This window comes from Polaromonas sp. P1_F1, from assembly GCF_056405795.1.
Map to the genome: position 1 here is coordinate 247954 of NZ_JBFUBJ010000001.1, position 21749 is coordinate 269702.

At 61.7% G+C, this 21749-nt stretch carries 22 protein-coding genes and 1 pseudogene; 8 read left to right on the plus strand and 15 right to left on the minus strand.

Annotated features, from left to right (window positions below; all coding sequences use genetic code 11):
- Position 1: 1 nt before the first annotated feature.
- From AC1DZE_RS01280 to pip, 6 genes are all read right to left on the minus strand, one after another.
- A complete protein-coding gene (locus AC1DZE_RS01280; protein WP_477672314.1) occupies positions 2–1216 on the minus strand; it encodes an O-succinylhomoserine sulfhydrylase in 1215 nt (404 codons plus the stop codon).
- Between the two features lie 2 nt (positions 1217–1218).
- Positions 1219–2748: an amidophosphoribosyltransferase gene (gene purF, locus AC1DZE_RS01285; protein WP_477672315.1), complete on the minus strand. Its 1530-nt coding sequence runs from the start codon at positions 2746–2748 to the stop codon at positions 1219–1221.
- A gap of 34 nt (positions 2749–2782) precedes the next feature.
- The gene (locus tag AC1DZE_RS01290; RefSeq protein WP_457279912.1) at positions 2783–3268 is read right to left on the minus strand and encodes a CvpA family protein; all 486 of its coding nucleotides are present in this window, start codon (positions 3266–3268) and stop codon (positions 2783–2785) included.
- 11 nt (positions 3269–3279) lie between these two features.
- Complete coding sequence (locus AC1DZE_RS01295; protein ID WP_477672317.1) at positions 3280–4071, minus strand: SPOR domain-containing protein; 792 nt, start codon at positions 4069–4071, stop codon at positions 3280–3282.
- Positions 4072–4162: 91 nt separating this feature from the next.
- Complete coding sequence (gene folC, locus AC1DZE_RS01300; RefSeq protein ID WP_477672318.1) at positions 4163–5479, minus strand: bifunctional tetrahydrofolate synthase/dihydrofolate synthase; 1317 nt, start codon at positions 5477–5479, stop codon at positions 4163–4165.
- 132 nt (positions 5480–5611) lie between these two features.
- Positions 5612–6583 carry a prolyl aminopeptidase gene (gene pip, locus AC1DZE_RS01305; RefSeq protein WP_477699698.1) on the minus strand — a complete coding sequence of 324 codons (972 nt, stop codon included), beginning with the start codon at positions 6581–6583 and terminating at the stop codon, positions 5612–5614.
- 189 nt (positions 6584–6772) lie between these two features.
- On the opposite strand from pip, the gene AC1DZE_RS01310 reads away from it, so the two are divergent.
- Complete coding sequence (locus tag AC1DZE_RS01310) at positions 6773–7117, plus strand: ArsC family reductase (RefSeq protein WP_477672320.1); 345 nt, start codon at positions 6773–6775, stop codon at positions 7115–7117.
- A 206-nt stretch (positions 7118–7323) separates the two neighbouring features.
- The gene (locus AC1DZE_RS01315) at positions 7324–8028 is read left to right on the plus strand and encodes a glycine zipper 2TM domain-containing protein (protein ID WP_477672321.1); all 705 of its coding nucleotides are present in this window, start codon (positions 7324–7326) and stop codon (positions 8026–8028) included.
- A 75-nt stretch (positions 8029–8103) separates the two neighbouring features.
- Here AC1DZE_RS01315 and AC1DZE_RS01320 read toward each other — a convergent pair whose 3' ends face one another.
- Entirely contained in the window at positions 8104–8874 is a 771-nt protein-coding gene (locus AC1DZE_RS01320) for an anti-sigma factor (RefSeq protein WP_477699699.1), read from the minus strand.
- Positions 8874–9449 (minus strand): RNA polymerase sigma factor, encoded by a 576-nt coding sequence (locus tag AC1DZE_RS01325; protein WP_477650164.1) that lies wholly within the window; start codon positions 9447–9449, stop codon positions 8874–8876. The genes AC1DZE_RS01320 and AC1DZE_RS01325 overlap by 1 nt, the downstream gene beginning before the upstream one ends.
- A gap of 230 nt (positions 9450–9679) precedes the next feature.
- On the opposite strand from AC1DZE_RS01325, the gene ppnP reads away from it, so the two are divergent.
- Together ppnP and argG are read left to right on the plus strand one after the other, a co-directional pair.
- The gene (gene ppnP, locus AC1DZE_RS01330) at positions 9680–10006 is read left to right on the plus strand and encodes a pyrimidine/purine nucleoside phosphorylase (RefSeq protein WP_477674520.1); all 327 of its coding nucleotides are present in this window, start codon (positions 9680–9682) and stop codon (positions 10004–10006) included.
- 98 nt (positions 10007–10104) lie between these two features.
- Positions 10105–11436 carry an argininosuccinate synthase gene (argG, locus tag AC1DZE_RS01335; protein WP_477699700.1) on the plus strand — a complete coding sequence of 444 codons (1332 nt, stop codon included), beginning with the start codon at positions 10105–10107 and terminating at the stop codon, positions 11434–11436.
- 296 nt (positions 11437–11732) lie between these two features.
- On the opposite strand, the pseudogene AC1DZE_RS01340 reads toward argG, so the two are convergent.
- The 3 genes and pseudogenes from AC1DZE_RS01340 to murB form a co-directional block, all read right to left on the minus strand.
- A pseudogene (locus AC1DZE_RS01340) lies at positions 11733–11990 on the minus strand (IS21 family transposase); the annotation flags it as partial.
- Between the two features lie 283 nt (positions 11991–12273).
- Entirely contained in the window at positions 12274–13131 is an 858-nt protein-coding gene (locus AC1DZE_RS01345) for a glycine-rich domain-containing protein (protein WP_477699701.1), read from the minus strand.
- Positions 13131–14195 carry a UDP-N-acetylmuramate dehydrogenase gene (gene murB, locus AC1DZE_RS01350; RefSeq protein WP_477699702.1) on the minus strand — a complete coding sequence of 355 codons (1065 nt, stop codon included), beginning with the start codon at positions 14193–14195 and terminating at the stop codon, positions 13131–13133. The genes AC1DZE_RS01345 and murB overlap by 1 nt, the downstream gene beginning before the upstream one ends.
- 45 nt (positions 14196–14240) lie before the next feature.
- Here murB and AC1DZE_RS01355 point away from each other — a divergent pair, with 45 nt between their 5' ends.
- Positions 14241–14726, plus strand: a complete 486-nt coding sequence (locus AC1DZE_RS01355; protein WP_477668081.1) for a YajQ family cyclic di-GMP-binding protein — start codon at positions 14241–14243, stop codon at positions 14724–14726.
- Positions 14727–14733: 7 nt separating this feature from the next.
- On the plus strand, positions 14734–15411 hold the full coding sequence (locus tag AC1DZE_RS01360; RefSeq protein ID WP_477668082.1) for a retropepsin-like aspartic protease family protein: 678 nt from the start codon (positions 14734–14736) through the stop codon (positions 15409–15411).
- 26 nt (positions 15412–15437) lie between these two features.
- Here AC1DZE_RS01360 and plsY read toward each other — a convergent pair whose 3' ends face one another.
- The 3 genes from plsY to AC1DZE_RS01375 form a co-directional block, all read right to left on the minus strand.
- Entirely contained in the window at positions 15438–16076 is a 639-nt protein-coding gene (gene plsY, locus AC1DZE_RS01365) for a glycerol-3-phosphate 1-O-acyltransferase PlsY (RefSeq protein WP_457280957.1), read from the minus strand.
- Positions 16077–16112: 36 nt separating this feature from the next.
- Positions 16113–16625: an aminoacyl-tRNA deacylase gene (locus tag AC1DZE_RS01370; protein ID WP_477672430.1), complete on the minus strand. Its 513-nt coding sequence runs from the start codon at positions 16623–16625 to the stop codon at positions 16113–16115.
- Between the two features lie 103 nt (positions 16626–16728).
- Positions 16729–17790: an aldo/keto reductase gene (locus AC1DZE_RS01375; protein WP_477668084.1), complete on the minus strand. Its 1062-nt coding sequence runs from the start codon at positions 17788–17790 to the stop codon at positions 16729–16731.
- 272 nt (positions 17791–18062) lie between these two features.
- On the opposite strand from AC1DZE_RS01375, the gene AC1DZE_RS01380 reads away from it, so the two are divergent.
- Complete coding sequence (locus tag AC1DZE_RS01380) at positions 18063–18728, plus strand: YiaD family glycine zipper/OmpA-like lipoprotein (protein WP_477672431.1); 666 nt, start codon at positions 18063–18065, stop codon at positions 18726–18728.
- Between the two features lie 152 nt (positions 18729–18880).
- Here AC1DZE_RS01380 and AC1DZE_RS01385 read toward each other — a convergent pair whose 3' ends face one another.
- On the minus strand, positions 18881–20791 hold the full coding sequence (locus tag AC1DZE_RS01385; RefSeq protein WP_477672432.1) for an acetate--CoA ligase: 1911 nt from the start codon (positions 20789–20791) through the stop codon (positions 18881–18883).
- A gap of 8 nt (positions 20792–20799) precedes the next feature.
- Between AC1DZE_RS01385 and AC1DZE_RS01390 the strand changes: the two genes are divergently transcribed.
- Complete coding sequence (locus AC1DZE_RS01390; RefSeq protein WP_477672433.1) at positions 20800–21735, plus strand: alpha/beta fold hydrolase; 936 nt, start codon at positions 20800–20802, stop codon at positions 21733–21735.
- Positions 21736–21749 lie beyond the last annotated feature (14 nt).

Here is a 21749-nt window from a genome sequence, read left to right on the forward strand (position 1 = left end):
GTCATACGATAAGGCTCAGGCCGCGGGAGAGGTCGGCCTTGATGTCGTCTACGTGGTCCAGCCCGACGGCCACGCGAACCAGGCCCTGGCCTATGCCGGCGGCCTGGCGCTGCTCTTCGCTGAGGCGCCCGTGCGACGTGGTGGCGGAATGGCTGATGATGGTTTTGGTGTCACCCAGGTTGGTCGCAATGCTGAGCACCTGCGTGCTGTTGATCACCTTGAAGGCATTGGCGCGTGCCGCTTCCGGTGTGTCTCCACGCACGTCAAACGACAGCACCGCGCCACCCAGTCCCGATTGCTGGCGCATGGCCAGCTCATGCTGGGGATGCGATTCAAGACCGGGGTAATAAACGCGCGCAACCGCAGGCTGCGTTTCAAGCCACCTGGCAACGGCCAAGGCGTTGGCGCTCTGTGCCTGCATGCGGATGTTCAATGTCTCCAGTCCCTTGAGCACGACCCAGGCGTTGAAGGGCGCGAGCGTCATGCCGGCGGTGCGCACGATCGGGCCGAACACATCAACGATGAGTTTGGACGAGCCGCAGAGCGCACCCGCCATCACACGGCCCTGGCCGTCCAGGTATTTGGTGCCGGAATGCATGATGAGGTCGGCGCCGAATTCCACCGGACGCTGCAGCGCCGGTGAGCAAAAGCAGTTGTCCACCGCAAGCAAGGCGCCCACGCTGTGCGCCAGATCAGCCAGTGCCCGGATGTCGCAGACTTCGGTCAGCGGATTGGTCGGGGTTTCAGCAAACAGCAGCTTGGTGCCGGGTCGCAATGCAGCCTTCCACTCGCTCACGTCGGTCTGTGACACAAACGTGGTTTCAACGCCGAACTTCCCGAACTCGCGGCCTATCAAGGCGATCGTCGAGCCAAACATCGAACGCGAGCAAATGACGTGATCGCCGGACTTCAACAGCCCCATGCACATCATCAGGATCGCGCCCATGCCGGTCGAGGCGCCGATGGCGGCTTCGGTGCCCTCCATCGCGGCCAGGCGACGTTCAAAGCTTGTAACCGTCGGGTTGGACGTGCGGCCGTAGGTGTAGCCTTCTGTCGGGTCGGCAAAACGCCGCGCCGAGGTCTCGGCATCAGGCTGCACAAAGCCGCTGGTCAGGTACAGCGCTTCGGAGTTTTCACCGTGCTGGCTGGGCTCCAGCGCCACGCGCACGGCCAGCGTATCGCGGTGCAGGTTGTCAGGCAGTTTTCTTTTCGTCATGCTCAGGCTTCTTGCGGATTGGGCAGCGCCAGGCGGGACACGTCCACGTCACCGTCTTCACCGATTTTCTCGGCGGTATCGGCGCGCTGGGAATTCATCGCGGCGATGGTCTCTGCAGTCACGTCGCCCGTGATGTAAACGCCGTCAAAGCAGGAGGCGTCAAAGCCGTCGAGCTTGCCATTGAGCGAGCCTATGGCGCGCTTCATGCCTTCCACGTCCTGGTAGATCAGCGCGTCGCAGCCAATGACTTCACGGATTTCTTCAATCGTGCGGCCATGGGCCACCAGCTCATCAGGCGTAGGCATGTCGATGCCGTACACGTTCGGATAGCGCACCGGCGGCGCAGCGCTGGCAAGGTAAACCTTGCGCGCGCCCGCGTCACGCGCCATCTGCACGATCTCGCGGCTGGTGGTGCCGCGCACGATGGAGTCGTCGACCAGCAACACATTGCGGCCCTTGAATTCGCTGGCAATCACGTTGAGCTTCTGGCGCACGGACTTCTTTCGCACGCCCTGCCCCGGCATGATGAAGGTGCGGCCCACGTAACGGTTCTTGACGAAACCTTCGCGGTAAGGAATGCCCAGCAAGTGTGCGAGCTGTGTGGCACTCGGCCGGCTGGATTCGGGGATCGGGATGATCACATCGATCTCGCTGGGTGGCACGGTGGAGACCACGCGTTTGGCCAGCGTCTCGCCCAGGTTCAGGCGGGCCTGATAGACCGAGATGCCGTCCAGCACCGAGTCGGGGCGCGCCAGGTACACAAATTCGAAGATGCAGGGGTTGAGCTTGGCGTTGGGTGCACACTGCTCGGCGTGCACCTTGCCCTCCAGGTCCACATACACGGCTTCACCCGGCGCAATGTCGCGCTCGAACTGGTGCGAAGTGCCTTCCAGCGCCACCGATTCGCTGGCCACCATCACGGTCGTGCCGTCTTCGTTCTGCCCGTGCCCTATGCACAGCGGGCGGATGCCGAACGGGTCACGGAACGCCAGCAGGCCGTGGCCGGCGATCAGCGCCACCACGGCATAAGAGCCCTTCACACGCTTGTGCACACCGCGCACGGCGGCGAACACATCAACCGGCTTGAGCGGCAGGCCGCGTGTGGTTTTTTCGAGTTCGTGCGCCAGCACGTTGAGCAGCACTTCAGAGTCGCTGTCGGTGTTGATGTGGCGATGGTCGGTATTGAAAAGCTCGGCCTTCAGCTCGGCCGCGTTGGTCAGGTTGCCGTTGTGCGACAGCACGAGGCCGAACGGCGCGTTGACGTAAAACGGCTGGGCCTCGTCTTCGCTGTAGGCGTTGCCTGCCGTTGGGTAGCGCACCTGGCCCAGGCCCACCGTGCCCGGCAGTGCGCGCATATTGCGGGTGCGGAACACATCGCGCACCATGCCCTTGGCCTTGTGCATGTAGAACTTGCGCCCCTGCTGCGTGACGATGCCCGCAGCATCCTGGCCGCGATGCTGCAGCAGCAGCAGGCCGTCATAAATCAGTTGATTGACCGGGGCTTTGCTGACGACGCCGACTATCCCGCACATGGTGTTCCGATCATGATGAGTTGACTCTTCAAAGTTAAATTAAATACTTGGCAAACTGTTCGGGCAATACCGGCTTCAGGGCCTTGAGCGTGGCCGTCAACACCGGCGCGCCCTTTGATTCCCGCCACCAACTGCTGGACTTCAGCGCCGTCATGTCGATCACAACGGTCGCGGCCAGCAGCAAAACAATTCCGCGCAACACACCAAAAGCGGCTCCGAATACTCTGTCCACAGGCGCCAGGCCGACGGCAGCTACCAGCTTCTTCACCACAAAGGCCAGCAGCCCTGCCGCGAACACGGCGGCGATAAAGATCAGCACAAACGCCGCCGCATAACGCACCGGGTCAGAAGCAGACTGCACTGGCAAGCGGGTGGCCAGGTCGGGCGCAAACCATTGCGCCACAAAAAACGACACCACCCAGCCCAGCACCGACAACACCTCATACACCAGCCCGCGCCATGCGCCTAACAGCATGGAAAAACCCAGCACCCCCAGCAAAATCCAGTCAACAGCCGTCACGAAACTACTAATTACAAGGTCAGGATGGCAGCGGGTAAATCAAGGCCCTTGATCTTGGTCGCCGCCTTGTCGGCCTCGGCCTTGGTGGCAAACGGGCCCACGCGGACCCGGATGCGCTTGCCGTCTTTGGTTTCCGCCACTTGTGTATAGGTTTTGAGGCCTGCCTTTTCCACCTTCAGGCGCGCTTCGCGGGCCTTGGCCACATCGGCAAACGCGCCGACCTGAACCACAAAACGGCCATCCGCCTCGCTGGCAGACGGTTTGGCGGCCGGCACAGCGGTGCCGTTCAGCAGCGCGGCGGCGCGCGTGGCGTCATCGTTCGCAGCGGGCTTGGCTGGCTTGGGTTCCGGTTTGACCGGGGGCTTCACCTCGGGTTTGGTTTCCGGTTTTGCTTCATTTTTGATAGCTGCTGGCGCAGATGCAGCAAGGGCTGGAGCCGGTTTTGATGAAAGAATTTCTTCCTTTGGCGCCAGACTGGCGTCAGCGGTTACTTTTTCGGCGGGCTTGTCGGCCACCTTGGGGGCAGATGCGGAAGTGGCTGCAGGGGCACCAGGCCCGGGAATCACCAGGGGCTTGACCGTGCCCTTGCCGGGAATTTCAATCGGGATGTCGACCGGAATGGGCCTGGGCTGGGTGTCAAACAACAGCGGGAAACCCAACACGCCGATCAGCACCAGCACGGCAGAACCGATCAGCCGGTGTTTGGCACGCTTGCGGATCACTTCCACGCTTTCCGTTTGAGCGGCTGACCCGGCATTGGAGGCAGCGTTGGAGCCGCCCCGGCGGAAGTTGAAAAACGGCATGGTGTGGCTTGGATCCGATAAGGGGTGACGTTAACGGTGAACGTAGGCTGACGGCCCCTCTGAATACTTCAACGGGCCGGTTTGTCCTGCATCAGGTGGCCAGGTGCGGGGCCGAAAGACGCGGCACACCGTCCTTCAAAATGCCGCCCACCGTGTAGAAGGAGCCGAACACGACAATTCTATCAGCGGGGGTTGCGGCCCTGACCGCCGCCTGCAGCGCCGCTTCGGGGGATTTGTAAGTGCCGGCGCTTGCATCAGGCCGGGTATTGGCCGCCGTCCACCTGACCTGCAAATCCTCGGCAGAAGCGGCCCGCGGCGTCGGCAAATCGGTGAAATACCACTTATCGATGAGCGGTGACACCCGCGCCAGCATGGGAGCCAGGTCTTTGTCGGCCATGGCACCGAACACGGCGTGTGTGCAGGGGTAAAAGCCCATGGCATCGAGGTTTTCGGCCAGCGCAGCCACCGAATGGGGGTTGTGCGCCACATCCAGCACCAGCGTGGGCTGGCCCGGCACGATCTGGAAGCGCCCCGGCAACTCGACCATCGAAAGCCCGTTGCGCACCGCCTGGGCGGTGACCGGCAGGCGCTCACGCAAGGCCGTCAGCGCCGCCAGCACGCCTGAAGCGTTGACAAGCTGGTTGGCGCCGCGCAGCGCCGGATACGCCAGCCCGGCATACCTGCGCCCGCGCCCTGCCCAGCCCCACTGCTGCTTGTCGCCCGAGAAATTGAAGTCCGTACCAAAGCGCCACAAGTCAGCACCTACTGCGGCGGCGTAATCAATGATGCTTTGCGGCGGCACCGGATCACTCACGATGACCGGCTTCCCGGCGCGCATGATGCCGGCCTTTTCGCGGCCAATGCTTTCACGGTCGGAGCCCAGGTATTCCATGTGGTCCAGGTCGATGCTGGTGATCACCGCGCAGTCGGCGTCCAGCATGTTGACTGCGTCCAGTCGGCCACCCAGGCCGACTTCAAGGATGACCACGTCCAGTTTGGCGTCGGCCAGCAGTTGCAGGATGGCCAGTGTGGTGAATTCAAAGTAAGTGAGCGAAATCGCGTCACCGCCCTGCGTGCGCGCCGCCTCGACGCGCGCGAACTGGGTCACCAGGTCTGCCGCACTGACGATGTCGCCGCGCACCCGGCAGCGCTCTTCAAAATGCACCAGGTGCGGCGAAGTGAAGACGCCGGTGCGGTAGCCGGCCTGCAGCAAGATGGCTTCAAGCATCGCGCAGGTCGAGCCTTTGCCGTTGGTGCCGGCCACCGTGATGACGGGGCAGCCAAAGGCCAGGCCCATGCGCCTGGCCACAGCGCTGATGCGCGTCAGGCCCATGTCGATGCCGACGGGGTGCAGATGCTCGCAGTAAGCGAGCCAATCATCGAGAGTGTTGAGTTGCGGTTGTTCCATACAGCCCACCATTGTCGCAGGGGGTTGCACACCCCGTCGACGCTCACTTGCGTGTAGCGTCTTCCCCCTTGCAGGGGCGACGCCTGCGGCCGGCAAAGCCGGACCGCGGCCCCTGCTGAAAAAAAGCGGGGGTCAAGCGGCGAAGCGATCGGTGGCGGCTATAAGCTGGCGCAGGATGCCGGGTTCGTTGAAGGCGTGGCCGGCGTTGTCGACCATGTGGAATTCAGCCTCCGGCCAGGCGCGGTGCAGGTCCCACGCGGTTTTGGCCGGCGTGGCCACGTCGTAGCGGCCCTGCACGATCACGCCGGGAATCCCGGCCAGCTTGTGCGCGTCGCGGATCAACTGGCCCTCTTCGAGCCATCCGGCGTGCACAAAATAATGGTTTTCGATGCGGGCGAACGCCAGCGCAAAGGCGTCGTCCCCGTGCTGCGCGGTAAAGGACGGGTCGGGCAACAAGGTAATCGTCTGGCCTTCCCACAGGCTCCAGGCGCGGGCAGCCGCCAGTTGCGCGGCGCGGTCAGCGCCCACCAGGCGTTTGCGGTAGGCGGCAATCAGGTCGCCGCGCTCTGCCGGGGGAATGGGTTTGACGAATTCTTCCCACAAATCAGGGAACAACCAGGACGCCCCCTCCTGGTAGTACCAGAGCAGCTCGGCGCGGCGCAGCGCAAAAATGCCCCGCACGATGAGCGCCGACACTCGGGCCGGATGGGCTTGGGCGTAAGCCAGTGCCAGCGCGCTGCCCCAGGAGCCGCCGAACACCAGCCAGCGCTCCACACCCAGCAGGGTGCGCAAGCGCTCGATGTCGGCCACCAGGTGCCAGGTCGTGTTGTTTTCCAGTGAGGCACTGGGTCGGGAGCGGCCGCAGCCGCGTTGGTCGAACAGCAGCATGCAATAGCGTTCGGGATCAAACAGGCGGCGATGCTCGGGCGAGCAGCCCGCGCCCGGACCACCATGCAAAAACACCGCCGGCTTTCCTTGGGGGTTGCCGCATAGCTCCCAATACACCGAATGGCCGTCACCGGTTTCAAGAATGCCCGTGCGGAAAGGTTCGAGAGGCGGGTAAAGAACGGCGGGGGCAGTGCGCGTGGCTGAAGCAGCGGTCATGAGGCAAGGCATCCATACAAAAAAATTGGGCCGGTCGGCGTTCTTCATTATTCCAGCCTTGCCAAAAGGCTCGCCTACGCGTCCAGGCCCTTGCCTGCCTTCGCAGAAACGCTACCAATTTGATAGCGGCTTGCGCAAGTCCCGCTTGGCCGGAAGGCCTATTTACCTTAAATCTGCGAAAATCAGGCCATGATCATTCTTTACGGCATCCCCAATTGCGACACCGTCAAAAAGGCCCGCGCATGGCTCGGCGGAAAAGGTGTCGACTATCAGTTTCACGATTTCAAGAAGCAGGGCGTGCCGCCCGACCAGCTGGCGCGATGGGCCCAGGCGGCAGGATGGGAAAAGCTGTTGAACCGCCAGGGCACCACCTGGCGAAAGCTGGATCCGGCGTTGCAGGCAGGCGTGCATGACAGCGCCAGCGCCCAAACGCTGATGCTCGCCAACCCCAGCGTCATCAAGCGGCCCGTGGTGGACTGGGGCAAGGACATCACCGTCGGTTTTGACGCCCCAGGCTGGGCTGCGAGGGTTTGAACGCACGGCAGGCCGACCGGTTACGTTTTGCAGCCTGTTTTGCCTCCAACGGGATTAAAAGGGCAGCTTTACCGTCGATTTACCGAACTCCGCGCCCCAAAATGACTCTGACTTACTAAAATTACGTTTGCCACCCGAGCCATCACCCGACCAGGGTGAGCCCTTTGGCGGTGCAACTTCAGCCACGTGCTGAAAAGGGTTGAATCATGAAAAAAGCGCTTGTTCTCTCCGCTCTTGCTGCCGCCTCCGGGTTGGCTGCTGTACCCGCCTCCGCCATGGACATCCTGGCCCGGGTGATTTCAAGCACGCCGGTGGTGCAGCAAGTGGCCGTACCGCGCCAGGTCTGCAGCAACCAACCCGTCGTTGTCCAGCAACCGAATTCGGGCGCAGGTGCGCTGATGGGCGCCCTTGCGGGCGGTGCAGCCGGTAACGCCATCGGCAATGGCGGCGGCCGTGCGGTTGCCACCATGATCGGGCTGGTAGGCGGCGCCATCGTTGGCGACCGCATCGAAGGCTCAAACAACCAGGTTCAAAACGTGCAGCAGTGCACGACACAAACCTATTACGAAAACCGCCCCAGCCACTACAACGTGGTGTACGAATACCAGGGCACGCAGTACAGCACGCAGATGGCCACCGACCCTGGCCAGTATGTGCGCCTGCAGGTCACACCGGTCGGCGCCATGGCACCGGCGCCGCAGACCTTCCAGTCTGCGCCCCAGCAGCCCCAGACCTATGTGCAGCCGGCACCCCAACCGGTGTACGTCCAGCCTGCTGTGACTTATGTGGAGCAGCCGGTGGTTTACCCGGCTTACTACCCCCGTCCCTATTACCAGCCCTACTACGCGCCCATCGGCCTTTCGCTGAACTTCGGTTACAGCCGGGGCTATGGCCACCACCACTGGCGCTAAGACCAACTGGCGGGCTGAACAAAAAAGGGGCGTTGTCAACGCCCCTTTTTGCTGTCCGCGAATATTCGACTGTTGCTATTTGGGCGTTTCAATCAGGGCACCCTTGAACAGCACCGGCCCGGTCGGCCCGCTGCCCGGCGGCACGCCACCCTTGGGCTCCAGCGTGATCGCCAGCGTCGGCACCTGGCGCATGTAGGTACCCGCGGCCGTCAGGCGAACCACGGGGTCCGCACTCATCACACCCAACGATTTGGGCGCCGCGCCGGGCGGCAAAGCCCAGAGTTCCAGGGACTTGTCGGGCTGCTCCCTGAAACCACCTACACGCTTGAGCACCAGCGTTTTGTTCTTCGGGTCAAACGTCACCAGCAGCGACGCCGCAGCCTTGTCATCGGTCAGCACGGCCACGTATTCGATCTCGGGGGTGGCTGTCAGTTTGGCGGTCAGCTCGCTCACCTGCCCGCTCAGCCGGCCGTTCACGTTCAGCCCCACGACAACCGCCGCCGCAGTCGCGAGTGCGCCCGCCACAGCCCCGCCGCGCCACAGGCTCAGGCTGGACCACCAAACCATGGCACTCGGAGCGACCCGCGCCGCCTGCATGGCACGCGCCTCCTTGTCGGCCCTGACCAGGTTTTCAATGCGTTTCCACACGGCGGGGCTGGGCGCCGCCTGCGGCTGCAGCTCAGCCACCGAAGACAGCCGGCTTTGCCAGACCAGCGCCGCAGCACGCAAGGTCGCGTTGTCACGTGCCAGCGTCTCAAACCGGCGACGCGCACCGCCGCGCAAGGTGCCCAGCGCGTAGCTGGCCGCCAGTTGGTCCATCAGGGCGGGGTTGTTCTGGATATTCATTACGCGAACCTCGCCATGCAGCCGCGAAGCTGTTCAAGTCCGCGCCGGATCCAGGTTTTAACGGTACCCAAGGGCAGCTTCAGCTGCTCGGCCAGCTCGCCATGGCTCAAATCCCGCAGGTACGCCAGGCTCACCACTTCACGCTGTTTGTGTTCCAGCTGACCGAGGCACTGATGCAGGGCCCAGGCCTGTTCGCTGGCCTGTGTCGTGTCCATCGGGTTGGGCGAGTCGCCGGCCACGGTGTCGGAAATCACGTCGTCGAGTTCCTGCATCAGGTCGGCCCGGTCCGAAGCCCGGCGCCGCAAAAAATCCAGGCCGCGGCTGCGCACCACCAGCGCCATCCAGGCCATGGGCGGTGACAGGGTCGCCTTGTAGTCGCCGGCGATGCGCCAGATGTTGAAGAAGGCCTCCTGCAGCACGTCCTCAGCCCATTCACGGTTGGTCACCACACGAATCGCGACACCGTAGAGCTTGGACGAAGTCAGCTCATACAGCTCCCGCAGGGCCGACTCATCGGCCTGGGCCACGCGGTCAATCAGTGCGATCAATTGTCTGTCCGGGCTTTCTGGCTTCATGAAGAACATTGTCAGGTATTGGTGGCTATCGGGAAACACCGGCAGGCGGCTGGTACGGGGGGATACGCCACAAAGGGCCAACCGGATTCACCGCGGGCCCGGCGAAGGGCTCCGGGTGACCTAAAATCAACGGTTTGGGCGCCACGCGGTGCTTTCCCGCAGCCCGAAACGGCCCCTTTCGCCCCTTTCGTCTCCTCCCGCCCCTTTCAGTCTCTTTTCAGCACATTCCCATGCCTACCGAAAAAATCGACAACATCAGCGTGACCACCAAGGCCAATGTCTACTTTGACGGCAAATGCGTGAGCCACGGCATCACGCTGGCCGACGGCACCAAAAAATCGGTCGGCGTGATCCTGCCGGCCACCCTGACCTTCAATACCGGCGCACCCGAAATCATGGAATGCGTGGCCGGCGCGTGCGAATACAAGCTGGCCGGCAGCGACAGCTGGGTCAAGTCTTCGGCAGGCGAAAAGTTCAGCGTGCCCGGCAACGCCAAATTCGAGATTCGCGTTGCAGCGGGCGAAGCGGCTTATCACTACATCTGCCATTTCGGCTAAAAAGCGTCTAAGTCCACCCTCAACCGATCCTTCGCTCCTTTTTTCATAGCTGCTCGCGCCCGTTCTGCGCGGCTTACAGCGATATTCAGGCCTAAAACATGTCCAACACCATTCTGCAAAACATCCCCGCCAACCAAAAGGTCGGCATCGCGTTCTCTGGCGGCCTGGACACCAGCGCCGCGCTGTTGTGGATGAAACAGAAGGGCGCCCTGCCCTACGCCTATACCGCCAACCTGGGCCAGCCCGACGAAGCCGACTACGACGAGATTCCGCGCAAGGCCATGGAATACGGCGCCATCAAGGCCCGCCTGGTCGACTGCCGCCCACAGCTCGCCGCTGAAGGCATTGCCGCACTGCAAAGTGGCGCCTTCCACATCACCACCGCCGGCGTCACCTACTTCAACACCACGCCGCTGGGCCGTGCTGTGACCGGCACCATGCTGGTATCGGCGATGAAGCAGGACGACGTGAACATCTGGGGCGATGGCTCCACGTTCAAGGGCAACGACATCGAGCGCTTTTACCGCTACGGCCTGTTGACCAACCCCGCGCTGAAGATCTACAAACCCTGGCTGGACCAGCAGTTCATCGACGAACTGGGCGGCCGCTCTGAAATGAGCGCGTTCATGACGGCCAACGGCTTTGGCTACAAGATGAGCGCCGAGAAGGCCTACAGCACCGACAGCAACATGCTGGGCGCCACGCACGAAGCCAAAGACCTGGAAAACCTCAACAGCGGCATCAAAATCGTCAACCCCATCATGGGCGTGCCGTTCTGGAAAGACGACTGCGTCGTCAAGGCCGAAGAAGTGAGCGTGACCTTTGAAGAAGGCCGCCCCGTAGCACTCAACGGCGTCGCATACCCCGACCTGGTGAGCCTGATCCTCAAAGCCAACGAAATCGGCGGCCGCCACGGCCTGGGCATGAGCGACCAGATCGAGAACCGCATCATCGAAGCCAAGAGCCGCGGCATCTACGAAGCCCCCGGCCTGGCGCTGCTGTTCATCGCCTACGAGCGCCTGGTCACCGGCATCCACAACGAAGACACCATCGAGCAATACCGCGACAACGGCCGCAAGCTCGGCCGCCTGCTGTACCAGGGCCGCTGGTTCGACAGCCAGGCCATCATGCTGCGCGAAACCGCCCAACGCTGGATCGCCAGCGCCATCACCGGCACCGTCACGCTGGAACTGCGCCGCGGCAACGACTATTCGCTGCTCAACACCGAATCACCCAACCTGACCTACGCGCCTGAGCGTTTGAGCATGGAGAAGGTCGAAGACGCGCCGTTCTCGCCGCTGGACCGGATTGGGCAACTGACGATGCGGAATCTGGACATCACGGATACGCGGGCCAAGCTGGGGATTTACTCCAATGCCGGGATGTTGGAGTTGGGTAAGGGGGATGACTTTTTGAAGTTGGGCAGGTAAGCCTCGCTTGATACCCCAAAGAACGAGCCGCCAAATGGAAACTTGGCGGCTTTGTTGTTTGAACCAGCTAAATCACATTCTTGTAAGACTGCTCAATTATTGATGGCCGATGCAGATCGATTGCGCTGGAAATGCTACGGGGCAATCTGTTCGAGTCGCCTGATGAGATCAAGCGCGATAGTTGTTGAATTCCGCTGAAGTCTGACCCGAGTTTTCCATCGAATTTTGACCCACACTCTTTGTGAGCAGAAGGTGCTCACGATGTGGATAAGTTCTTGGTTTTCTCCTTTTTGTGTGTGGATCTGCCTCAAAGTGCGCCGCTGTTTCCGCGATTTTGTTGCCTCGATTACCAGCCAGGTGGCCAGCTTCTCGGCGTAGGGATCGAGCTTACTTGAGCTGACCCGCCTTGGGTACTTGGGCTCGCTCTCTTCCGATCGCAGGTGCTTTTTAATTGTGTTGCGAGCCAGGCCTGTACGCCTTGAGATCTCGCGGATGGACATCTGATCCCGCAATGCCCAACGTCTGATGACATTCAATGTCGCCACGTCTATCACTCCTAAATTCCCCCTGCTTTTAAAACAAGCAGGGTAGTGCCTACGTGGGTCAGTTTTGGATGGAAATTACTGCGATAAGTGGATCAGATTTCGACGGAATTCAACACGAAGGGCGCTCATAAGCCTAAAAAGCTGCGCTGAAGGCTCCAAAACCCTCATTTTCTGTATCAAAAGTGCTCGAAGCCCCCGTCTAACAGGCGCGAGCAGCTATTAAAAACATAGCAAACATCAAAAAGCCRCCTTCGGGCGGCTTTTTCGTTGGCTTTTCGTCCCTCGGCACGCACTAGTCGCCACCCCCGCCGCAACCTCCGCCGCATCCACCACCGTCGCTACCACCATCACTGCCTGCGTCACTGGAGTTACTGCTACTGTTGTCGGAGCCACCAAACCCATCCGCATCGCCGCTGTAGCTACCGTCGGAAAAGCTTTCGCCGCAATAAGCGCCTGCTGAGCCGCCTGTTCCGTCGTCACGCTGAGGCTGGCTGCAGTCGGGCAGGTAATGAAAGCCGTTGGGGATCGCCAGCTTTGCATCCAGGGCAAAGAGCAGCGGCAGGCGGCTGGGGGAGCGCGGCTTGATGGCCTCGTCACGACAGGCCCAGTACCAGGCGCGCCGCAGGCCGTCGTTGCTGGAAGCGCGGCGGCCCAGCACTTCAGCCGGTACATGGTCCATGAAACGGCCCAGCACGAGGTCGCACCACTCGCGGTAGGCGCGCGTGTGCAGGATGAATTCGTGCCACATGCTGTCGACCACGCGTGAGGGCATGGCCACAAACTTGCCCTTGCTGCGCACGCAGGCCAGAAAAAACTGTCGAAGCCCGCGCTCGACCAGCTCGGTGTCTTTGGCGCTCAGGTGCGGATAGGTGTCACGCAGCTTGCGCTTGAGGAACTGCGGCAGCGGCGCCTCGCGCACCAGGCGCTCGCGTTCGCGGCCTGCCCACACGGCCAGCACCACCATGGCCGCGACCAGCCCGAATATTCCGGTTGCCAGCCCCGTCGGTTTGCGCCATCCGGCCTCGCCGACCATCATCAGCACCACCCAGAGGACGGTCAGCACGATCGCAAGCTGCCGCGCATGGCGCAGCACCAAGCGGCGCCAAAGCGCGATATCGGGCCCGGTGTAGACCTTTGCGGCGGTCRCCATCAGACCACCACCGGTTCAGGCTCCAGCAGGATGCCAAAGCGTTCGTACACACTGGTCTGGATGGCCTTGGCCAGCGTCATGACCTCGCCGCCCGTGACCGGGTCGGCTGTGCCGCCGCGGTTGACCAGCACGAGTGCCTGTTTTTCATAGACACCGGCATTGCCGATGGTCTTGCCCTTCCAGCCGCAGGCGTCAATGAGCCATCCGGCGGCCAGTTTGACCGTGCCATCGGCGAGGTGGTAGTGAACGATTTTGGGCTCCCGCTGGATGATGTCGGCGCACTGCTCGGGCGAAACGGTCGGGTTCTTGAAAAAGCTGCCGGCGTTGCCAATGACCTGCGGATCAGGCAGCTTGGCTTTGCGAATCTCGCAGATCCAGTCGTAAATTTGCTGTGCGTCGGGCGCCTGGATGCCGGACTGCGCCATTTTTTTATCGATGTCGGCATAGCCCAGCACCGGTTTCCACGCCTTGGGAAGGGAAAAGCGCACCCGCGTGATGAACGCCTTGCCTTCCAGCCCAAAACCATGGGCGGCCGACTCCGGTGCCGAACTGCTGTGCTTGAACACCGAATCACGGTAGCCAAACGCGCATTGCGCGGCATTCAGGGTAAATGGCTGGCCTGTCGTCAAGTCGATGGCGTCGAGCGACTCAAAGCGGTCTTGCAGCTCCACGCCATAGGCGCCGATGTTCTGTACTGGTGATGCACCGACCGTTCCGGGAATTAATGCCAGGTTTTCCAGGCCCGGGTAGCCGTTTTGCAGCGTCCAGGTGACAAGGTCGTGCCAGTTTTCACCGGCGCCGGCCTCGATGATCCAGGCCTTCGCGTCTTCCCTGAGCAACCGTTTACCCATGATTTCGACCTTGAGCACCAGCGGCTTGACGTCTCCGGTCAGCACGATATTGCTTCCGCCGCCCAGCACAAACTTGGGGGAGGCCTTCAGGGCCGGGTCCTGCAAAGACGCGGCAATATCGGCCTCCTTTGTCACCCGCACCAGGCTGAGTGCCTTGGCGACGATACCAAAGGTGTTGGAATGCTGGAGTGGAACGTTTTTCTCGACTAACATCCGGGTGATTGTCTCACCCCAACCCCCGTAAAAAAGACTTGCACCATGCCCTCTTTCGACACCGTTCTTGAAGCCGATCTGGTCAAGGTCAAAAACGCCGTGGAAAACACCGGCAAGGAAGTCGGCAATCGCTTTGACTTCAAGGGCACCTCGGCCTCCATCGAGCTGAAGGACAAGGACATCATCCTCGTCGGCGACGGCGACTTCCAGATCGACCAGATCAATGACATCCTGCGCTCCAAGCTCGCCAAGGCAGGCGTTGACGTACGCTTTCTGGACACCGGCAAGATTGAGAAAATCGGCGGCGACAAGGTCAAGCAGACCAACAAGGTCCGCAATGGCATCGACACCGAAACCGCCAAGAAGATCCAGGCCGCCATCAAGGCCAGCAAACTCAAGGTGCAGGCCGCCATCCAGGAAGAAAAAGTCCGCGTCACGGGCGCCAAGCGCGACGACCTGCAGGCCGCCATGGCGCTGATCCTGTCCGAGATGAAGGACTTTCCGCTTACTTTTGACAACCGCCGCGACTAGGTCTGCCATGAACCTTCTGCCTGCCCTCACCCAAGCAGCATTTTTGCTGTCCGCGTCTTTGCTGCTGCACGGCGCCGCACAGGCGCAGAGCGAAGGTCAATCCGTGGCGCTGGCCGGCATGATGGGCACCAAGGCCCTGCTGGTGGTCAACGGCGGTTCACCCAAGAGCGTCGCGCCCGGTGAAACACACCAGGGCGTAAAGATTATTTCCACCACCAGCGATCAGGCTGTCATCGAGCAGTCCGGCAAGCGGCACACACTGCGGGTGGGCGATGCGCCGGTGAACTCGGGCGGTAGCACTGCCTCAGCCGGTCGGGGCACGCGCATCACCATCACTGAAAGCGGCGGCGGTCATTTCATGACGGCCGGGCAGATCAACGGAAAGGCCGTGCAGTTCATGGTTGACACCGGTGCGACCAGCATTGCCATGAGCGCGTCGGATGCGGAGCGCTCTGGCATTAACTACAAAGACGGGCAGCCTGTGCGCATGTCCACAGCCAACGGCACCACGCAAGGCTACCGGGTCAAGCTCAACTCGGTACGTGTGGGTGACGTGGAGGTCTTTGACGTGGATGCCGTCGTCATACCGCAACCGATGCCTTTTCTGCTGCTGGGCAACAGTTTTTTATCGCGTTTTCAGATGAAGCGCGACAACAACCTCATGACGCTGGACAAGCGTTATTAGCCCTTCGCGGTGCGTTGCCGGCCGGGCTATTTGGTGGCCTGTTTTGAACCACCCAGCTTCGACTCGGTTCCCTTGATCAGCTTGTTGATGTTCTCGCGGTGGCGATAGATCAGGAGCGCACTGACAACGACCATCATGGCCAGCAGGTTCTTGTCGACATACCAGGCGGCCCGGTCGCCAAACAGGTAATACAGCGGCGAAAAAACGGCCGCCACCAGTGATGCCAGTGAGGAATAGCGCGAAAAGAAGGCGACGATCACCCAGGTTGCCAGCGTGGCAACACCCAACACCCAGCTGACGCCCAGCAGCACGCCCGCCGCCGTCGCGACACCCTTGCCGCCCTTGAACTGAAAAAACACCGGATAGAGGTGCCCCAGGAAAGCCGCCAGCCCGACGGCAGCCATTGTTCCTTCGCCGAGGCCATAGTCACCGCCAAACCACTTGACAAGCACCACAGGCACCCAACCCTTGAGGCCGTCCAGCAGCAGCGTGATGGCCGCCGCGGCCTTGCTGCCGGAACGCAGCACGTTGGTGGCGCCGGGGTTCTTGCTGCCGTAGCTGCGGGGGTCGCTCAAACCCATCACCCGGCTGACGATGACGGCAAACGACAGCGAGCCGATCAGGTAGGCCAGCAAAGTCGCGCCGGCAGAATACACGTAGTCCAAATTCATCTCCCTTGTTATGTGGTGGCCACCGGCATTTCAGCCGTGGCCCGCTGCGTTGTCGATGCTCAATGCACAGTTGACTGATTTTGCACCCAGCAAGGTGACACAAACCTGCGGGTCAATACCAATCAGGTAGCCGCGCCGCCCGCCGTTGATGGCGATTTTGGGCAGGGCCAGGATGCTTTCCTCGATATACACAGGCATCGCCTTGCGCGTGCCGAAAGGCGATGTGCCACCGACCAGGTAGCCGCTGTGGCGGTTGGCGACTTCAGGCTTGCACGGTTCGACCGACTTGGCGCCGATCTGCCGCGCCAGGTTTTTGGTGGAAACCTTGCGGTTGCCATGCATCAGCACCAGCAAGGGTTTGGCGTCCTGGTCCTGCATGACCAGTGTCTTGACGACAGTAAAGGGATCAAAGCCCAGCACCTCGGCGCTATGCTGAGCGCCGCCGTGCTCAAGATATTCGTAAGGGTGCTCAGTGAAGCCGACCTTGTTGGCCTTGAGCAGAGCGGTAGCCGGCGTCTCACTGACGTGGCCCTTCTTGCTCACTGCGGTACCTCTGTTCGCAGGCCAGCGCGGAACCGGCTTTGCCGGGCCGCAGATGGCGCCCCCTGGGGGGAGGCGCCGAAGGCGCTTCGGGGGAGAGTCATTTCTAGAGCGCGGGGTCCCGCAGCTCCCATCGGATTTTGTCAATTTCGGCAAGCACTTCAGCGGACAACTTGGTGCCCCAGGCATCCAAATCTTCATCCAACTGCGCAACCGAGGTCACGCCGATGATGGTGCTGGCCACATGCCACTTGGTGTAGCAGAACGCCAGCGCCAGCTGGGTCGGGGTCAGCTTGTTGTCACGCGCCAGCGCGTTGTAGCGCCGGGCGGCGGCCAGTGCCTCGGGGCGGCCCCAACGCTGTTTGCGCACCGACTCGAATTTGGCAATGCGCGCATCCTTGGGTGCGGCCGGGCCTTCAGTGCCGGACTGGTCGTATTTGCCTGTGAGCAACCCGAAGCCCAGGGGCGAATAGGCCAGCAGCGAGACACCCAGGCGGTGCATGGTTTCGTCCAGGCCGTTTTCCACCGTACGGTTGACGAGGCAATAAGGGTTCTGCACGGTGGCCACACGCGGCAGGCCATGCTGCTCGGCCAGGCGCACAAACTCGTGCACGCCATACGGGGTTTCGTTGGAAAGCCCGATAAAACGCACCTTCCCGGCTTTCACCAAAGCACCGAGTGCCTCGAGCTGCTCATGGATCGGCGTGGCCGAGCGCTCTTGCGCAGGGTTGTAATACAGCGCGCCAAACGCCGGCACGTGGCGTTCGGGCCAGTGAATCTGGTAGAGGTCGATCACGTCGGTCTTCAGCCGCTTCAGGCTGGCATCGCACGAAGCCAGAATGTCTTGGGCCGTCATGCCGCTACCTTCACGCACCCAGGGCATGCCGCGCGAAGGTCCGGCTACCTTGGTAGCAAGCACCAGCTTGTTGCGTGCCGAAGGATTTTTGGCGAACCAGTTGCCGATGATGGTTTCGGTCGAACCACAGGTCTCGGCGCGCGCCGGCACTGAATACATTTCGGCGGTGTCGAGAAAGTTGACGCCGCGCTCCAGCGAGCGGTCCAGGATGGCATGGGACGTGGGCTCATCCACCTGCTCACCGAATGTCATGGTGCCCAGGCAAATGGGGGTCACGTGAAGGTCGCTGGAGCCGAGTTGAACTTTATTCATGGAGGAGCCACATGTGAGATGGAAGAGGCCGTACGACAGCAAAAACGCTGTGACGGAATTCACGAAATTGACAAAACGGCTAGTTTAAGGTCTCCGCAAACGGCGTGCAGGCGCGCCTATATCGCGCCCTTGTCTTACAACTGCTCACTTTTTGCATGCCTAGTATTCACACACCCGCGCTTTAATGCGCTGCTGATTGAAGTGAGACCGACAACCGCTCTCCTTCACTCCCATACCTAGATTACCTACATTAACTTTCCGAGGAGCATTTCATGAACAAACTGACCATCACATCCATTACCTGTGCGGCGCTGGCCGCGCTGGCCATCTCCGGCTGCGCCAACATGAGCGAAACACAGCAGGGCACCGCCAAGGGCGCCGGTATTGGCGCCGTAGCAGGCGCGGTGCTGGGCGCAGCGACCGGCGGATCCAAAGGCGCAGCCACCGGTGCTGTTCTGGGCGGTGCTGTGGGTGCCGGCGGTGGTTATATCTGGTCCAAGAAAATGCAGGACCAGAAAGCTGCGATGGAAAGGGCGACTGTTGGTACCGGCGTAGCCGTCAGCCAGACCACCGACAACCGCCTGAAGCTCGACATCCCCAGCGACGTTTCTTTTGACGTGGGCCGTTCCGCCATCAAGCCGAACTTCGCACCTATCCTGAACCAGTTCGCCACCAGCCTGAACCAGAACCCGGTGACGACAGTGACCATCATCGGCCACACCGACAACACCGGCTCTGACGCCATCAACAACCCGCTGTCCATTGACCGTGCCGATTCGGCCCGCGACTATCTGGTCAGCCGCGGCGTGGCACGCACCCGCATCGTGACGGACGGCCGCGGTTCGCGTGAGCCGGTGGCCGACAACAACACGCAGCAAGGCCGCGACAAGAACCGCCGCGTTGAAATCTACGTGGCCGAACAAGTCGCAGCTAGGTAAATTGCACACCCCTATTGGCGCTCACTGCGTGTAACGCCTTTTCCCCTTGCAGGGGACAGGCGCCTTGGGACTGGCAAAGCCAGATCCCGGCCCCTGCTGGCAGCGCAACAAAAAGCACCCTCGGGTGCTTTTTTCATGGGTGCTTCTTTGTGTCAGCCTGCTGAGTTTTTGAAGCGCTCTTCCTCTTGCAACCGCAGCACGCGCCTTTGCACCTTACCCGTCGTGGTCATGGGCAACGCGTCTATGAACTCGATCTCCTTGGGGTACTCATACGGCGCAAGCATGGTCTTGACGTGGGCTTGCAGCTGCAGCGTCAGTTCATCATCAAATCGGGCTGTACCGCCCTGGTGGCTTGCGCGAGCAGCTATCAAATCAGGAGCGAGCACCACATAGGCTTTCACGACTGCACCGCGCTCGCGGTCGGGTTTGGGCACCACGGCGGCGTTGGCGACAGCTGCGTGCTTGACCAGGCAGTTCTCGATCTCACCGGGGCCGATGCGGTAGCCGGCGGCCTTGAAGACGTCGTCGGCACGGCCTTCGTACCAGAGGTAGCCATCGGCATCGCGCCTTGCCAGGTCGCCTGTGCGGCACCAGTCGCCGGTGAACTTGCCGCGGGTGGCCTCGTCTTTCTTCCAGTACCCGAGAAAGAAAATCGGATCGGGGTCGCCGTGGATGTCGTAGCGGTTGACCGACACATCGCCCGGCACGCCCACCGCGCATTCATTGCCTTCGTCATCAATCACCGCCACGCGGTGGCCCGGGTAGCCTTTGCCCATGCTGCCCGGCCGCGCAGGCCAACCTGCAAACGCCCCCACGCTTTTCACTTCGTGTAATGCGCTGCCCCCCGAGGGGGCTGAGCTTGCTTGGGGCGGCCCGGCGCTGCGCTCGCCATGAACCCTGTTCATGCTGCAGTTGCCCACCACGTAATTGATTTCAGTCTGGCCAAACATCTCGTTGACGATCACACCGAGCTGATCCTTGCAGTACGCAAACACCGCATCGCCCACGGCTTCGCCGGCACTCATCATGGCCTGCAGTTTCAGCTTGAAATGCTGCGCGGGCCTGGGGTAGGCCTTCATCATGGCCTTGAGCGCCGTCGGGAACAAAAAGGTGTGTGTGACGCCCTGTTCCGCCATCAGGCTGAAGGCCAGCTCGGGGCTGAAGCGGCCGTTGAAGGCAACGATGGGCCGGCCGAAGTAAAGGCTGGGCAGCAAGGCGTCCATTAGGCCGCCTGTCCACGCCCAGTCTGCCGGGGACCAGAAAACAGCGTCCGACTTTTTATTGGTTTTGCCGTCAAAGCCAAACCAGTTCTGGCTGCAGATGAAGCCAGGCAGGTTGCCAATCAAGGCGCGATGCGGCAGCAGCGCACCCTTGGGCGGGCCGGTGGTCCCGCTGGTGTAGATCAGGATCGCGCCTTCGTCGGCCTTGGTCTTGACGGCGGTGAAGGCGCTCCTATGTGTCGCTAACGCGGTTTCGTAGTCCACGTCACCCTTGCCCTGCGCCGTACCTGCTGCCACCACCGTGCGCAATGCCGGGCAGTTGCCACGGATGGCATTCAGGCTGTCTATCGAGCTCTCGTCGCAAATAGCCAGCACGGCATCGCTGTCCTGCAACCGGTATTCGAGCGCGTCAGGGCCGAACAGCATGGACAGCGGCATGGCGACCGCCCCCATCTGGAAGACCGCCATGTAAGCCACAGCGGTTTCAAAACGTTGCGGCATCACGATGGCAACGCGGTCGCCGCGCTGAACGCCCAGGCCGGCCAGCACGTGGCTCAGCGCATCGGCAGCGCCCTGCAGTTCCGAATAGGTATAAGAAACGGCTGCAGCGCCCGGCTGGTGAGCGCGAACAGCTATTCTTTTAGTAGCACCCGCCGTTGCACCTTCACCCCTGGCCCAGCGGCTGCAACACACTTCGGCGATGTTGAAGTGCTCGTCAACCTGCCAGCGGAAGCCGGCGTGCAGCGCTGCGTACAGGTCAACCGGTCCACTTTCCGGGGAATTCCTGCCGCCACCGGTCTTGTCGCTGCCTTGACTGCGTTTCGATTCGTGTCTCTTTATCATGGGAACCAATGTACAAAGAAAAACGATCATCACGCAGCGAGTTTGTCCCTATACGTGGCTTGAGTTACCACGTGTGGCTCTGGGAAAGCGCAGCAGGCACGAACCCCTCATTGCCGCCGCTGGTTCTGGTGCATGGCTGGATGGACGTGGCGGCCTCTTACCAGTTCATGGTGGACGCACTGTCGGAGGCCTTCGTCAGCGGCCGGACCATCATCGCGCCCGACTGGCGCGGTTTCGGGTTGACCGGCTCCGGCCCCGCAGGCAGCCCTGCTGACAATTATTGGTTTCCCGATTACCTGGCGGACCTGGACTTTCTGCTCGACCACTACGCGGGTGACAAACCCGTTGATCTGGTAGGCCACAGCATGGGCGGCAATGTCGCCATGCTGTACGCGGGCGTACGGCCGGCGCGCATCCGCAGGCTGGTCAATCTGGAAGGCTTTGGCCTGCCGTCCACCCAGGCCGGGCAAGCCCCCGGCCGCTATGCCCAATGGATGAACGAACTCAAAAGCCTGCATAGGGGTGAGCTGGAACTCAAAGCCTATGCCGACGTGGCCGGTGTGGCGCGCCGCCTGATGAGAACCAACCCGCGCCTGTCCGCCGACAAGGCCGGCTGGCTGGCCAGCCATTGGTCCCGGCCAAATGCCGCAGGGAAATGGGAGATTCTGGGAGAAGCCGCCCACAAGATCACCAGCGCGCAGCTCTACCGCGTCGATGAAGCCCTCGAGGTCTACCGCTGCATCAGTGCTCCGGTGCTGGCCGTCGAAGCGTCCGACGATTCACTGGCTCTGTGGTGGAAGGAAAAATACACCCTGACCGAGTACCACGAACGGCTCAAACAGGTGCGCGAAGCCCGTGTCGCCGTGATCCAGGATGCCGGCCACATGCTGCACCACGACCAACCGGAACAGCTGGCAACACTGATTGAGGGCTTTCTGAGCTGAAACGCGCCGCATCG